Origin of the sequence: Flavobacterium psychraquaticum, assembly GCF_034497725.1 — a bacterium.
GTDB lineage: Bacteria > Bacteroidota > Bacteroidia > Flavobacteriales > Flavobacteriaceae > Flavobacterium > Flavobacterium psychraquaticum.
This window is the reverse complement of the sequence record NZ_JAXKVR010000028.1, coordinates 90,466-103,957: the sequence shown is the minus strand read 5'-3', so window position 1 is coordinate 103,957 and position 13,492 is coordinate 90,466. Positions and strand designations below refer to the sequence as shown.

Annotated in this window: 18 protein-coding genes; 7 read left to right on the top strand and 11 right to left on the bottom strand. The window is 33.9% G+C overall.

The annotated features are described in order from the left end of the window. Positions 1–97: 97 nt before the first annotated feature. From T1L09_RS07540 to T1L09_RS07490, 11 genes are all read right to left on the bottom strand, one after another. Positions 98–250 carry a DUF4295 domain-containing protein gene (locus T1L09_RS07540; protein ID WP_322550344.1) on the bottom strand — a complete coding sequence of 51 codons (153 nt, stop codon included), beginning with the start codon at positions 248–250 and terminating at the stop codon, positions 98–100. Positions 251–258: 8 nt separating this feature from the next. Next, on the bottom strand, positions 259–441 hold the full coding sequence (rpmG, locus tag T1L09_RS07535; protein WP_008253902.1) for a 50S ribosomal protein L33: 183 nt from the start codon (positions 439–441) through the stop codon (positions 259–261). A gap of 21 nt (positions 442–462) precedes the next feature. Then, positions 463–705 carry a 50S ribosomal protein L28 gene (rpmB, locus tag T1L09_RS07530; RefSeq protein ID WP_008253904.1) on the bottom strand — a complete coding sequence of 81 codons (243 nt, stop codon included), beginning with the start codon at positions 703–705 and terminating at the stop codon, positions 463–465. Between the two features lie 79 nt (positions 706–784). Beyond that, the gene (locus tag T1L09_RS07525; RefSeq protein WP_322550343.1) at positions 785–2,032 is read right to left on the bottom strand and encodes a CinA family nicotinamide mononucleotide deamidase-related protein; all 1,248 of its coding nucleotides are present in this window, start codon (positions 2,030–2,032) and stop codon (positions 785–787) included. A gap of 123 nt (positions 2,033–2,155) precedes the next feature. Continuing rightward, complete coding sequence (locus T1L09_RS07520; RefSeq protein WP_322550342.1) at positions 2,156–2,500, bottom strand: Hpt domain-containing protein; 345 nt, start codon at positions 2,498–2,500, stop codon at positions 2,156–2,158. Positions 2,501–2,502: 2 nt separating this feature from the next. Continuing rightward, positions 2,503–3,114, bottom strand: a complete 612-nt coding sequence (locus T1L09_RS07515; protein WP_322550341.1) for a fumarylacetoacetate hydrolase family protein — start codon at positions 3,112–3,114, stop codon at positions 2,503–2,505. A 60-nt stretch (positions 3,115–3,174) separates the two neighbouring features. Further along, the gene (locus T1L09_RS07510) at positions 3,175–3,945 is read right to left on the bottom strand and encodes a 3'-5' exonuclease (RefSeq protein ID WP_322550340.1); all 771 of its coding nucleotides are present in this window, start codon (positions 3,943–3,945) and stop codon (positions 3,175–3,177) included. A gap of 346 nt (positions 3,946–4,291) precedes the next feature. Further along, positions 4,292–5,599, bottom strand: coding sequence for a dihydrolipoamide acetyltransferase family protein (locus T1L09_RS07505; RefSeq protein WP_322550339.1), 1,308 nt, complete (start codon positions 5,597–5,599; stop codon positions 4,292–4,294). An 84-nt stretch (positions 5,600–5,683) separates the two neighbouring features. Next, complete coding sequence (locus T1L09_RS07500; RefSeq protein WP_322550338.1) at positions 5,684–6,826, bottom strand: glycosyltransferase family 2 protein; 1,143 nt, start codon at positions 6,824–6,826, stop codon at positions 5,684–5,686. 36 nt (positions 6,827–6,862) lie between these two features. Next, positions 6,863–7,165: a type II toxin-antitoxin system RelE/ParE family toxin gene (locus tag T1L09_RS07495; RefSeq protein WP_322550337.1), complete on the bottom strand. Its 303-nt coding sequence runs from the start codon at positions 7,163–7,165 to the stop codon at positions 6,863–6,865. Then, a complete protein-coding gene (locus T1L09_RS07490; protein WP_322550336.1) occupies positions 7,162–7,365 on the bottom strand; it encodes a hypothetical protein in 204 nt (67 codons plus the stop codon). The genes T1L09_RS07495 and T1L09_RS07490 overlap by 4 nt, the downstream gene beginning before the upstream one ends. A 105-nt stretch (positions 7,366–7,470) precedes the next feature. Between T1L09_RS07490 and T1L09_RS07485 the strand changes: the two genes are divergently transcribed. The 7 genes from T1L09_RS07485 to T1L09_RS07455 all read left to right on the top strand — a co-directional run bounded on the left by T1L09_RS07485 (position 7,471) and on the right by T1L09_RS07455 (position 13,487). Then, positions 7,471–9,333 carry an ABC-F family ATP-binding cassette domain-containing protein gene (locus T1L09_RS07485; protein WP_322550335.1) on the top strand — a complete coding sequence of 621 codons (1,863 nt, stop codon included), beginning with the start codon at positions 7,471–7,473 and terminating at the stop codon, positions 9,331–9,333. 65 nt (positions 9,334–9,398) lie between these two features. After that, entirely contained in the window at positions 9,399–9,767 is a 369-nt protein-coding gene (locus tag T1L09_RS07480; protein ID WP_322550334.1) for a four helix bundle protein, read from the top strand. Positions 9,768–9,806: 39 nt separating this feature from the next. Then, on the top strand, positions 9,807–10,637 hold the full coding sequence (locus T1L09_RS07475; protein ID WP_322550333.1) for an O-methyltransferase: 831 nt from the start codon (positions 9,807–9,809) through the stop codon (positions 10,635–10,637). A gap of 97 nt (positions 10,638–10,734) precedes the next feature. After that, on the top strand, positions 10,735–11,424 hold the full coding sequence (locus T1L09_RS07470; RefSeq protein ID WP_322550332.1) for an ABC transporter ATP-binding protein: 690 nt from the start codon (positions 10,735–10,737) through the stop codon (positions 11,422–11,424). A gap of 16 nt (positions 11,425–11,440) precedes the next feature. After that, the gene (locus T1L09_RS07465) at positions 11,441–11,608 is read left to right on the top strand and encodes a hypothetical protein (RefSeq protein ID WP_322550331.1); all 168 of its coding nucleotides are present in this window, start codon (positions 11,441–11,443) and stop codon (positions 11,606–11,608) included. A gap of 241 nt (positions 11,609–11,849) precedes the next feature. Beyond that, positions 11,850–13,238: an MATE family efflux transporter gene (locus T1L09_RS07460; protein WP_322550330.1), complete on the top strand. Its 1,389-nt coding sequence runs from the start codon at positions 11,850–11,852 to the stop codon at positions 13,236–13,238. 21 nt (positions 13,239–13,259) lie between these two features. Then, entirely contained in the window at positions 13,260–13,487 is a 228-nt protein-coding gene (locus T1L09_RS07455; protein ID WP_322550329.1) for a hypothetical protein, read from the top strand. Positions 13,488–13,492: the final 5 nt, after the last annotated feature.

Sequence of the window (13,492 nt, the reverse complement as noted above, 5' to 3'; positions counted from 1 at the left end):
ATTTTATTATAGAGGTTTACTCTAATCCGAAACAAATGTAAAAATAAAAAAGCTACTTTCAAACGAAAGTAGCTTATCTATATAATTGTTTTATGAATTATTTCTTTTTCAAGAATTCATCAACTAATTCAGGAGCCATCACAGATTCAGTGAATGTGTATGCACCAGTTTTAGGAGATTTAACCATTTTAATAGCTTTGGTTAATCTCTTAGAAGCTGTTTGTAAGGTTGCTACGGTTTTCTTTGCCATGACTTATCTTATTTAATTTCTTTGTGTACTGTTACTCTTTTTAAGATTGGATTAAACTTTTTAATCTCTAATCTGTCTGGAGTATTCTTTTTGTTTTTTGTAGTAATGTAACGAGATGTTCCAGGAACTCCTGAAGTTTTGTGCTCTGTACATTCTAAAATAACTTGGATTCTGTTACCTTTCTTTGCCATCTTGATATATGTTATTGCGGATTATACAGATTTTACAAATCCGTTTGCTTTTGCATTTTTCAATACAGCAGCAATTCCATTTTTATTAATAGTTTTTAATGCAGCAGTTGAAATTTTCAACGTTACCCATCTATCTTCTTCAGGAATGTAAAAACGTTTTTTTACTAAATTAACAGAGAATTTTCTCTTTGTTTTATTCATAGCGTGAGAAACATTGTTCCCTACCATTGCTCTTTTACCTGTAAGTTCACAAACTCTTGACATTATTATTCAGCTTTATTTCGTTATCTAAAATCAGGGTGCAAAGAAACAAAATCGTTTTCAAATACACAACTATCTTTTACTATTTTTTTAAAATTTCTTTATAAATAAGCTCTAAGGCTTTACTAACCGCCCGATCTATTACCTTTTCTCTGGGCTGACCAAAGTTGAATTCTTCGGAAAACACACCATTTGGCGTCGCAATTGCAATAAAAACCGATCCAATTTCTGCATCTGAATCGCCTTTACTAGGTCCGGCATTTCCGGTTGTAGCGATAGCAAAATCTGTTTTCATCATTTGTTGCACACTTAAAGCCATTGCTTCTGTAATTTCTGCACTAACAACGCTATATTTTTCTAGAATTTCTTCTGAAATTTGCAAGACATCTACTTTTGCTTGCGAAGCATAACTCACAACACTTCCTTTGAAATACTTAGAAGCACCCGGAATTTCAGTTAACATCGATGCAATCTTCCCTCCTGTGCAACTTTCCGCAGTCGCTAATGTCAGATTCTGCTCCGTTAACAACTTCCCTAAAACAACCTCTATTGTTTCGTCTTCGTTATAGCCAACAATAATGTCGTGAATTAACAAATCGAGCAATTCAACTTGCTTTTTTATTTCATTTTTAAGTAGTTCTTGATCAGTTCCTCGCGCTGTTAATCGCAACCTTACTTTTCCAGGACTTGGTAAATAAGCTAGACGAATGAAGTCGGGTAAATTATCTTCCCATTCTTCAATTTCTTCTGCAATTAAACTTTCTCCACGACCATAAGTCATAATAGTCTGATGCACAATAAAAGGACGTTCAAACTTAGTAGCCAAAGCCGGAACAACTTCATTATCAACCAAATATTTCATTTCGTAAGGAACACCTGGCAAGGAAATGAAAACTGTATTTTCTTTTTCCATCCACATTCCGGGAGCTGTTCCTACTTGATTAAAAAGCACTTTCGCTTTTGTAGGAACTAACGCTTGTTCTTTATTAATTTGAGTAATTGGTCGCTTATAAAAGCCTTCAATAATTCCTTTTACGTGAAGCAAAACAGCTTCATTTTCGACTAAAGTATCATTAAAATAATCACAAAATGTTTTCTTAGTAATATCGTCTTTGGTTGGACCTAATCCGCCAGTAACTATCACAACATCAACTTTATTTTGTAATTTTTCGAAAGTATCTAAAATATGTGTTTTATCGTCTGAAATGGAGATCATTTCGTTCGTTGCAATACCGATTTTATCTAAAGCTTTTGCAATGTAAGATGAATTTGTATCTACAATTTGGCCAATAAGAATTTCATCGCCAATAGTAATAATTGTCGCTTTCATAGGTTAAATTTTATTTTTCTATGGAAACCTCTGGAATTACATTTTTAAGCTAATAAGCTTTATTTTAGAAACTTATTGTAAAAAGTAATTTCACAAGTAAAAATATATGTTTGGGAAACTTTTTTAAATTTTAAAGTCTTTTTTAATTTCTTTTATGGCTAAATCCACTCGATCTCTCAAAGATTTGAATACTTCTTTAATTTCTTTCTTTTTGCCTTCTGCTTTAGCCCAAGTCATTATCTGAATGTTCTCTTCGTATGCAATATCCATTCCTAATAGATCTAAAGTAGGCTTAATTTTATGACAAGCTGCATACGTTCTTGTATAATCTTTTTCCTTGATAGCACCTTTTATTGATTTAATTTCAGCCGGAACTTCCTCTAAAAATAGAGTTACAATCTGTAACGCAAATTCAGTATCGTTCTCCGAAATTTCATACACTTTTGCTAAATTATACTGTAACGCCATTTTTATTTAATTTGAATTTTAAACATTTGTTTTTCTTCTATAAATCCTTCTAAAACATCGCCTTCTGTAACTTTTGCAACACCTTTTGGTGTTCCTGTAAAAATAATATCACCTTTTTTCAGTGTAAAATATTGAGAAACATAGGCAACTAATTCATCAATTTTCCATAACATTAAGTTAGAATTTCCAACTTGAACACTATTCCCATTTGACTTTAATTCAAAGTTAATATTTTCTACAGAAGAAAAATCTTTTACCGATATAAAGTTACCAATAACCGCTGAATGGTCAAAAGCCTTTGCTTTTTCCCACGGTAATCCCTTGTCTTTCAATTTGGTTTGAACATCTCTAGCTGTAAAATCGATTCCCAAACCGATTTCATCGTAATATTTATGTGCAAATTTTGCATCGATGTATTTTCCTACTTTACAGATTTTTACCAAAAGTTCCACTTCGTGATGTACATCATTTGTGAATGGCGGAATTACGAAAGGTGTTTTTTTTGGCAAAACCGCTGTATCTGGTTTCATAAAAACAACAGGTTCTGTTGGTTTTTCGTTATTTAATTCGGAAATATGGTCAACATAATTGCGACCGATACAGATTATCTTCATAGAAAAGTGGTCAGTGGTCAGTTTCTTAGTCCATTTATTAAACTAAAATAACTGACTAATTTATTTAGTGTTTAACTTTCTTAATTTAATAGCGGTCAATACTTTTTTAGTATATAATGGAAAATCAGCATTTTGTAACCAACTGAAATAACCCGGTTCTCTGTCTAAAACCTCATCTACTAAAACGCCTTTATGTTTTCCAAAAGTAAAAATTTCTTTATCTTCATTGTTTAAAGCGATAAATCCTGCAAAATCAACCGAACGTTTTCTTGTGGTGAATTCGGACAGAAATTTCATATCGTTTTCTAAATCGGGATAGCGGTCTAATTGTGCTTTTAGAATTTCGTAAGTCGCCATGGTATCTGCTTCTGCCGAGTGGGCATTTTCTAAACTTTCGCCACAATAAAATTTATAACCTGCACTCAATGTTCTTTCTTCTTTCTTGTGGAAAATTGTCTGAATATCTACAGAAACTCTGTTTTTCATATCAAAATCGATTCCAACGCGTAATAATTCTTCTGCCAACAACGGAATATCAAATCGGTCGGAATTGAAACCTGCCAAATCTGAATCTTTAATCATATTGTGCACTTGTGATGCCAATTCTTTAAAAGTAGGTTCGTTTGCGACTTTCTCATCTGTGATTCCGTGAACGGCAGTGGTTTGCGGTGGAATTGGAATAGTAGGATTTACCAACCAAGTTTTACTTTCTTTATTTCCGTTTGGAAAAACTTTAAAAATCGAAATTTCTACAATTCGGTCGCGAGCCACATCAATTCCAGTGGTTTCGAGATCGAAAAAACAAATAGGGCGTGATAATTTTAATTCCATAGCGTTTAAATATCTTACAAAGATAAATGTTTTAGCGTAAGATTTTCTAAAAGAAAGTATAAAAAAGGACTACAAAAGAAGGTTTTATGATTTAAATTCTGACAAAGAATCAATTCATTTCCGGTTTAGCACTGATGGGAGTGGCATCCTTTTTTGAAAACCCAACAGGTTGCAAAAACCTGTTGGGTTTTCAAAAAAGATAGAACGGACAGCAGGAATAAGGTTTCCAAAAATGCCCGAACGATTCGCTCCATAAAAAAAACCGACAGCTTTGCAACTATCGGTTTATAAGTGCTTTGAGAATCTGAAACGAGTTTAGATTGCCAAATGTATCTTTATTCTAAGATTAATAATCTCTATTTACATCAAATGCTTCTAAATATTCGGCTACTCTTTTTACGAAGCTTCCTCCTAATGCACCATCTACAACGCGGTGGTCGTATGAGTGCGATAAGAACATTTTTTGGCGGATTCCGATGAAATCTCCTTCTGGAGTTTCGATAACTGCTGGTACTTTTCTGATGGCACCAAGAGCTAAGATTCCGACTTGTGGTTGGTTGATAATTGGTGTTCCAAAAACCGAACCGAAAGTTCCAACGTTTGTAACGGTATAAGTTCCGCCTTGTGTATCGTCTGGTTTTAATTTTCCTGCTTTTGCACGACCTCCTAAATCGTTCACCGCTTTTGCCATACCTACCAAATTTAATTGGTCTGCATTTTTAATAACTGGTACGATTAGGTTTCCGTTTGGTAAAGCCGCTGCCATTCCTAAGTTGATGTTTTTACGTTTGATGATTGTATCACCATCCACCGAAATGTTCATCATCGGGAAATCTTTCAACGCTTTTGCAACTGCTTCCATCATAATAGGTGTGAAAGTTAATTTTTCACCTTCGCGTTTTTCGAAAGGTCCTTTTACTTTATCTCTCCATTTTACGATGTTCGTTACATCCACTTCAATAAATGACTGCACGTGAGCAGAAGTTTGTACCGAAGCTACCATATAACCAGCAATCAGCTTACGCATTCTGTCCATTTCAATTACCTCATCACCTCCATTTACTGAAACTGGTGCTTTTGGAGCTTCCACTTTAGCTGTCGGAGTTGCTTGAGTTGCCTGAACATTTGCGACAACTGGTTGAGCAACCGCTTGTGTTCCTCTATTTTTGATATAATTTAATAAATCTTCTTTGTTTACACGACCGTCTTTTCCAGAACCTGCAATAGCTTCTAGTTCCGCCAATGAAATTCCTTCTTCTTTAGCAATATTTTTTACTAAAGGAGAGAAAAATTTATCAGATGCAGAAAAATCGGCAGTCGAAACCGTTTCTTTAGCTGTTTCCATTGTTTTTGCAATTTCCGCAACCGCAACTGGTGTATCAGCTTTAACTTCTGGTGTTGCAACTGCTCCGCCAGCGGTTTCAATGATTGCAATAGTTTGACCTACTTGCACTACATCGTCTACGTTAAAAAGAATTTCAACAAGAGTTCCTGCAACTTCTGAAGGCACTTCGCTGTCTACTTTATCAGTAGCGATTTCTAGTACTGCTTCGTCCATTTCGATGGTATCACCAACGTTCTTTAACCAGTTGGTAACCGTTGCTTCTGCAACACTTTCTCCCATTTTGGGTAATTTCAATTCAAACTTTGCCATATCTTTAAACTAAAGTTGTGTTTTTTCTATTTGATTGCAAAAATACTAATTTTTAGTTCGATTTGTAACTAATTCAATAAATTTTTACAACAATTTTATTTGTCCTCGATCATTTGAATTATTACTACCGATTAGATAATTAGAACTCGCAATGTAATTCTTAAAACTTAAATTTTTATTTGCATTTGATTGCATAAAAGTAATGATTTCACAGAAACTAATGGTAGTTGTATCAAAAATGATTTCAATATTTTCTTTCGGATTATTTACAAATTGATTAAAATCAGCTAAATATGTTGTTTTTTGGTCTAAATTTATTTCGAAATTTCTTTTAGAAAACACTACATATTCCGAAATTATTCGGATTTCTTGCTTCTGTTGGCTTTTCTTTAGTAGGCTGAATACGAAACTTCCAACTTGCATCATTACATCAAAAAACCAGGATTTCTTGAAGTGTTTTTTGTAGAAAAATTGCATTGCTTCACGAAAACGCTTCATATAGGTTCCGTCTCTAATAGTGCTTTCGCCTTTATAATGAATTACTGAAGTTTCGTGGAAGTAATAATTTGATTTTCCAGCTTTCAAAACCAGGTAACTCAAATCAATATCATCGGAATACATAAAACAGTTTTCGTCGAAACCGCCAACTTGCAGATATAAGTCAAGTTTTAAAACCATAAAAGCCCCCACAAGAATCGAAACTTTGCCCGATTCATTTTTCGATAAATGTTGGGCATAATATTGATTGAACCAATTTGAGTTCGGAAAAAGTTTATACAATCCGAAAATCTTAGTAAAAGCGACCCAAGGTGTTGGAACTCCCCGCTTTGATTCTGGTAGGAATGCTCCTGAGCCATCGATTAACTTACATCCTAATATGCCAAGCCCCCCAGCCCCCAAAGGGGGAGTTTGACAAACTTTACCAAAAATTTTAGTAAATGTATCTTCGGCGACGATTGTGTCTGGATTTAAAATGCAGAGATATTCGCCTTTTGCTTTGGCAACTCCGATGTTATTCCCTTTTGGGAAACCTGAATTTTCTTTGTTTTCGATTAATTTTATGTGCGGAAATTTCGCTTTCATCATTGCACAACTATCATCTGGTGAGTTGTTATCGATTACGATGATTTCACCGTCAATTCCAGCTAAAGCTTTTTCAACACTTAAAACGCATTGTTCAAGGAAATAACGAACATTATAATTGAGGATGATTACGGATAGTTGCATTCTTATAGTAATGTGATAAAGTTTGAAATTGTATATTTATAACAATTTCAGTAAATCGTTTGGGTTTTTAAGGTTGTTCCAGAACAAAATTAATTCAATTGAATGTGACTTTTCATTTACTCTATAAAATAAAGTTGTTTGTTTTGAAAGTGTAAGTGAACAGGTATTTTTATAATTTAACTTTCCTATTAAGGGATTTTGGGAAATTCGAACTATTTCATCATTAACAAGTTTTTCAAAATTTACAACTTCTTTAATAGTCCATTTTTGATAAATAAAATCAACCTCTTCAAAATATGACCTAGTAGCAGAAAAAGTCCACTTTACTTCATAAATCATTTTAAGAAAGGATATTTTTCTTTCATCATTCTCATAACCTCTTCGTGAGAAATAAATTTTCCTTCTTCCGCTTCTTGAATGGATTGCTCTAATAATTGAATTAAAACAGGATGCAACACTTCTGAAGTAGCCTCATTGTTTTGAGTTACTTCGTAAATTTCGGAAGGTTCTGCTATTTTTTTGATCTCTTTCTTGCTCATAACCATCAATTATATCCCAAATATACAAAAAATATAGACCGATTCTTTATCCTGAGAATAATAAGCTACTTTTGCATTTTTAAATTCTGAATTCAAAAAATTACTATGAATTATTTATCAGTTGAAAATATCTCTAAAGCTTACGGCGAACGCGTTCTATTTGACAGTGTATCGTTTGGAATAAACAAAGATCAAAAAATTGCATTCATCGCAAAAAATGGCTCGGGAAAAACCACCATTATGAATATGATTAACGGTCTTGACGAACCCGATACGGGACAAATTGTTATGCGTAAGGATATCAATATGGCGTTTTTGTCGCAAAGCAATAATTTACAAGACGAATTAACGGTTGAAGAGAATATTTTCGCATCAGACAATGAAATTTTAAAAGTAATTGAGCGTTACGAAAAAGCATTAGAAAAACCAGAAGATGAAGAAGCTTATCAAAGAGCTTTTGACGATATGGACCGCCACAACGCTTGGGATTTTGAAACACAATTCAAGCAAATTTTAACGAAATTAAAGTTAGAAGACTTGAAATTGAAAGTTAAAAGTATGTCGGGAGGCCAAAAGAAACGTCTGTCATTGGCAATCATTTTAATTAGTAAACCCGATTTATTAATCTTAGACGAACCTACCAATCACTTGGATTTAGAGATGATTGAATGGTTAGAAGATTATTTTGCAAAAGAAAACATCACCTTATTTATGGTAACGCACGACCGTTTCTTTTTAGAGCGTGTTTGTAACGAAATCATTGAATTAGATAACGGAAAAATTTACCAATACAAAGGAAACTATTCCTACTATTTAGAGAAAAAAGAAGAACGAATTGCTTCTGAAAATTCGAGTATTGATAAAGCTCAAAACCTTTTTGTGAAGGAATTGGCTTGGATGCGTCGTCAACCAAAAGCAAGAACTACCAAATCAAAATCGCGTCAAGATGATTTCTATGTAATTAAAGAAAAAGCAGAAAGCCGTCGTAAAGAAAACGTGGTGGAGCTTGAAATCAATATGGAACGTATGGGTAGCAAGATTATCGAGATGGTAAAACTGCACAAAAGCTTTGGCGATCACGTAATTTTGGATGGTTTCACTTATGCGTTCCAACGCGGTGAACGTATTGGAATTATTGGTAAAAACGGAACAGGAAAATCGACTTTTTTAAATATTTTAACTCAAACCGCTCCACCAGATTCGGGAACGGTAACGATTGGTGAAACGATTAAAATCGGTTACTATACCCAAAGTGGTATCAATCCAAAACCGGGACAAAAAGTAATCGATATTATTAAAGAATATGGTGAATATATTCCACTTACTAAAGGTAGAATTATTTCGGCAACGCAATTATTAGAACGTTTCTTGTTTGATGCTAAAAAACAATATGACTTTGTAGAAAAATTAAGTGGTGGCGAATTAAAACGTCTGTATTTATGTACGGTTTTGATCCAAAATCCAAACTTTTTGATTCTCGATGAACCTACAAATGACTTGGATATTGTTACTTTGAACGTATTGGAAAGCTTCTTATTAGACTTTCCCGGCTGTTTATTAGTAGTGAGTCACGACCGTTATTTTATGGATAAAATTGTAGATCACTTATTCGTTTTTAGAGGTCAAGGTGTTATTGAAGATTTCCCAGGAAACTATTCTGACTTTAGAAGTTATGAAGATTCGGCTGATGTTGCTCAAAAAGAGGAAAACAAAGCAGAGAAGAAAGATTGGAAACAGAACAATCCTACAGGAAACTTAACTTTCAACGAACAGAAAGAGTATCAAAAAACAGAAAAAGAAATTAAAGATTTAGAAGCACAAAAAATCGCGATTGAACAACTTTTTGCAGATGGAAAAGTCGCCGACGAAAGCATTGCAAAGAAAGCTAACGAATTACAGAATATCATTAATAAAATTGCATCTAAAGAAGAACGCTGGTTTGAATTGAGTGCGAAAATGGAAGGATAAGAAAGTCGCAGTTTTCAGTTTTCAGTCGCAGTTTTCAGTCTCAGTTCACAATAATTAGGTAATATATGGATTATAAGGAATTATTAGCTTATCAAAAAGGTTTTTCATTGGCGATGATGATTTTCAGAACAACGGTGACATTTCCATCAGAAGAAAAATATTCTTTAACAGATCAGATTAGACGTTCTTCAAGAAGTGTTTGTGCTAATATTGCAGAAGCTTACAGAAAAAGAAGATATGTAAATCATTTTATTAGTAAGTTGACAGATTGTGATGCTGAGAACTCAGAAACTTGTGTCTGGTTAGATTTTTCTTTGGAATGCGGTTACATATCGGAAGAAATTCACTTAGAATTCACTAACAGATCTAAAGAAGTAGGAAAATTGATTAACTATATGATTAATAATCCTGAGAAATTTGGATGTAAAATATAAAATAAGAAGGAACTAAACTGTAAACTGCGACTGAAAACTGTGACTATTTTACTATCCTACATAAAATTCCTTCTAAACTCTACCAACGAACACGGCGTGCATTCGCCTTTTGTGTTTGATTTGGTTATGAAATGCATTTACGATAAGACGAATTATCCCGAATACGAAGTTTTAAAAAACTACCGAAAATCTCTTTTAGAAAATAAAAACACAATTGAAGTAACCGATTTTGGTGCTGGATCACGAGTTTTTAAATCTAATACTCGAGAAATTGCTAAGATTGCAAAAACAGCTGGAATTACATCAAAAAATGTGGAACTACTATTTAGAATCGTCCATTACTTTCAACCCAAAACTATTTTAGAAATCGGAACTTCTTTAGGATTAGCAACTTCTGCCCTGTCTTCCGGAAATCAAAATGCTGAAATAACTTCATTAGAAGGTTGTCCCAATACAATGGCAATTGCAAAAGAAATGTTTCAAGTTTCAAGTTTCAAGTTTAATGCTGAAAATATAAAATTTGTCAACACAAAATTTGAAGACTATCTAAATAACTGCCAACTAAAAACTGAAAACTGCCAACTGATTTATTTCGACGGCAATCATTCCAAAAAAGCAACTTTAGCCTATTTTGAAGCCTTATTACCAACAATTTCAAATGATTCCATTTGGATTTTCGACGACATTCATTGGTCACTTGATATGGAAGAAGCTTGGGAATCCATCAAAATTCATCCAGAAGTTTCGGTAACGATTGATACTTTTCAATGGGGAATTGTCTTTTTCCGAAAAGAACAAAATAAAGAACATTTCATAATCTACCCAAATCGCACTTGGAGTTCGTACTTATTTGAGAAATTTAGATTTTAGTGTAACAAAATACTTTCTTTTTCTACTTATAGAAACAGTTTACCTGCATAACATTGTCATCTCGAGCGCAGTCGAGAGACTAAATTCTAAATTCATTATGGCAAATCCGTTAATCAAAATAACCAATATCAAAAGAGATTTCCCTTTAGGAAACGAAATCGTTTATGTTTTAAAAGGCATCGATTTAGAAATCAAGAAAGGCGAATATGTTGCGTTAATGGGACCATCAGGTTCGGGAAAATCGACTTTAATGAACCTTTTGGGTTGTTTGGACACGCCGACATCGGGAACCTACATCTTAAACGGAAAAAACGTTAGTGAAATGCAAGATGATGAACTTGCTGGCATCCGAAATAAAGAAATCGGATTCGTATTTCAAACCTTCAATTTAATGCCCAGAACTACCGCTTTGGACAATGTTGCGTTGCCAATGGTCTATGCCGGACATTCAAAATCAGAACGCATTGAGCGTGCAACAGAAGTGTTAACGCAAGTCGGTTTAAATGACCGAATGGACCACAAACCCAACCAACTTTCCGGTGGCCAACGTCAGCGTGTAGCCGTTGCTAGAGCCTTAGTTAACAAGCCTTCTATTATTTTAGCCGATGAACCAACCGGAAACTTAGACAGTAAAACTTCGGTAGAAATAATGGGCCTTTTCAATGAAATCCACGCCCAAGGAAATACTGTTATTTTAGTAACACACGAAGAAGATATTGCCGCTTATGCTCACAGAATCATCCGTTTACGCGATGGAGTGATTGAAAGTGATAAGCCAAATAAATAATAAAAACCAATAGAATATGAATTCATTAAAAAAAATCGGCGTTACCGTTATGGTAATCGGTGCGGCGTTAGCATTGTACAATATGTATAACAATGTTTCAGTTTATACCAACTATGCTTTTTATATCGTAATAATTGGAATGATACTTACGGTTCTTCCTACGTTTCTTAATAAAAGTAAATAAGTTTTGCGGTTTTTAGAAAATAATTTATTTTTCTAGAAGCGAATGTTCGGGCATTTTTGTTGTCCTTATTCCTGCTGTCCGTTCTATCTTTTTTTTCAAACCTAACAGGTTTCAAAAACCTGCTAGGTTCGAAAAAAAAGAATACCACTTCCATCAGTCCCGAAAATTTGGGATATAAGCCAATCATTTTTTTGCTTGCATTCGTTTTCAAAAGAACTATCTTTGCCCGAAATTGCAGAAAATGACCTTATCTACTTACACAAAAGAATTCGCATACAATTTCAAACTCGCCTACCCTATTATTTTAGGAATGGTTGGGCACACAATTGTTGGAATTGTAGATAATATAATGGTTGGGAAGTTAGGTGCTACAGAATTAGCAGCGGTTTCGCTTGGAAATAGTTTCATCTTTGTGGCACTTTCCATCGGAATCGGATTTTCAACAGCTATTACACCTTTAGTTGCAGAATCAGATGGACGAAATGATGTTGCCGCGGGTCGTTCTGCTTTTCATCACGGATTGTATTTATGCACCATTTTGGGTGTTGCCTTATTTGCTTTAATCTTCCTATCAAAACCATTAATTGGATTTATGGGTCAACCCGATGCTGTTGTAGATATGGCAAAACCGTATTTAGACATTGTAGGATTTTCGTTGATTCCATTAATCATTTATCAAGCCTACAAACAATTTGCCGACGGATTGAGTGAAACCAAATATTCAATGTGGGCCACCATTATTGGAAACATCACCAACGTAATTATCAACTATTTTTTAATTTACGGAATTTGGATTTTCCCACAATTAGGAATTGTTGGAGCTGCTATTGGAACCATCGCTTCTCGTTTTGTAATGCTCGGTTTTATGCATTATATGATGAATTTAAAACCAAAATTTCATCCTTATTTTAAAGGCTTTAGTCTAAAAGAAATTAAGAAGGAAGTCAATAAAAAAATCATCAAAATCGGAATGCCATCTGCTATGCAAATGTTTTTCGAAGTCGGATTGTTTACTGGGGCCATTTGGTTGTGTGGAATGATTGGAACCACCAGTCAAGCAGCCAATCAAATTGCCTTGAGCTTAGCATCATTAACCTTTATGTTTGCAATGGGATTGAGTGTAACGGCAATGATCAGAGTTGGTAATCAAAAAGGATTAGGCGATTATGTCAATCTTCGAAAAGTAGCACTATCCATATTTTTATTGGCAACAATTATTGAAATATTTTTTGCGCTTTTATTTGTAGTTTTACACAAAGTATTACCGTATATATTTGTAGATATTAATGATCTTAAAAATCTAAGTGAAAATTTAGAAGTAATCGCCATTGCAACAAATTTATTATTAGTTGCGGCTGTTTTCCAAATTTCTGATGGTCTACAAGTAGTTGCATTAGGTGCTTTGCGTGGTTTACAAGACGCTAAAGTTCCGATGTATTTAGCTTTTATCTCGTATTGGGTTATTGGTTTTCCAATCTCAATTTATTTAGGGTTAGAAACTGAATTAAAAGCTGTTGGCGTGTGGATTGGACTTTTAGCGGGCTTAACGGCAGCTTCCGTTTTATTATTTATGCGTTTCAACTATTTGACAAAAAAATTAATTCGCGAAAAAGAATTAGCACAAGTTTAAAAATTAAAAAAAAATAACGATATGACTTATCCAAAATTTGTAATCGGTGACAACACTGACTTTCCGGAAGATATTTTCATCATTCATTTAGAATATCCAAGATTCATTATCAATTTAAAAGATGACGAAGTAGAATTTCTTGAAGATATTGAAGAAGAAGATGAAAAAGAATTAGAATCAGAAATGGAGCATTTAATCACTATTGCTGGTGAATTTTATGACCGTGAAATTGAACGTTACGAAGAGTAATTCAT

Bases quoted from the DNA above. Each gene is read 5' to 3' on its own strand.
- T1L09_RS07540 (WP_322550344.1), bottom strand. From the start codon at position 250: ATGGCAAAGAAAACCGTAGCAACCTTACAAACAGCTTCTAAGAGATTA.
- rpmG (WP_008253902.1), bottom strand. From the start codon at position 441: ATGGCAAAGAAAGGTAACAGAATCCAAGTTATTTTAGAATGTACAGAG.
- rpmB (WP_008253904.1), bottom strand. From the start codon at position 705: ATGTCAAGAGTTTGTGAACTTACAGGTAAAAGAGCAATGGTAGGGAAC.
- T1L09_RS07525 (WP_322550343.1), bottom strand. From the start codon at position 2,032: ATGAAAGCGACAATTATTACTATTGGCGATGAAATTCTTATTGGCCAA.
- T1L09_RS07520 (WP_322550342.1), bottom strand. From the start codon at position 2,500: ATGGCGTTACAGTATAATTTAGCAAAAGTGTATGAAATTTCGGAGAAC.
- T1L09_RS07515 (WP_322550341.1), bottom strand. From the start codon at position 3,114: ATGAAGATAATCTGTATCGGTCGCAATTATGTTGACCATATTTCCGAA.
- T1L09_RS07510 (WP_322550340.1), bottom strand. From the start codon at position 3,945: ATGGAATTAAAATTATCACGCCCTATTTGTTTTTTCGATCTCGAAACC.
- T1L09_RS07505 (WP_322550339.1), bottom strand. From the start codon at position 5,599: ATGGCAAAGTTTGAATTGAAATTACCCAAAATGGGAGAAAGTGTTGCA.
- T1L09_RS07500 (WP_322550338.1), bottom strand. From the start codon at position 6,826: ATGCAACTATCCGTAATCATCCTCAATTATAATGTTCGTTATTTCCTT.
- T1L09_RS07495 (WP_322550337.1), bottom strand. From the start codon at position 7,165: ATGATTTATGAAGTAAAGTGGACTTTTTCTGCTACTAGGTCATATTTT.
- T1L09_RS07490 (WP_322550336.1), bottom strand. From the start codon at position 7,365: ATGAGCAAGAAAGAGATCAAAAAAATAGCAGAACCTTCCGAAATTTAC.
- T1L09_RS07485 (WP_322550335.1), top strand. From the start codon at position 7,471: ATGAATTATTTATCAGTTGAAAATATCTCTAAAGCTTACGGCGAACGC.
- T1L09_RS07480 (WP_322550334.1), top strand. From the start codon at position 9,399: ATGGATTATAAGGAATTATTAGCTTATCAAAAAGGTTTTTCATTGGCG.
- T1L09_RS07470 (WP_322550332.1), top strand. From the start codon at position 10,735: ATGGCAAATCCGTTAATCAAAATAACCAATATCAAAAGAGATTTCCCT.
- T1L09_RS07465 (WP_322550331.1), top strand. From the start codon at position 11,441: ATGAATTCATTAAAAAAAATCGGCGTTACCGTTATGGTAATCGGTGCG.
- T1L09_RS07460 (WP_322550330.1), top strand. From the start codon at position 11,850: ATGACCTTATCTACTTACACAAAAGAATTCGCATACAATTTCAAACTC.
- T1L09_RS07455 (WP_322550329.1), top strand. From the start codon at position 13,260: ATGACTTATCCAAAATTTGTAATCGGTGACAACACTGACTTTCCGGAA.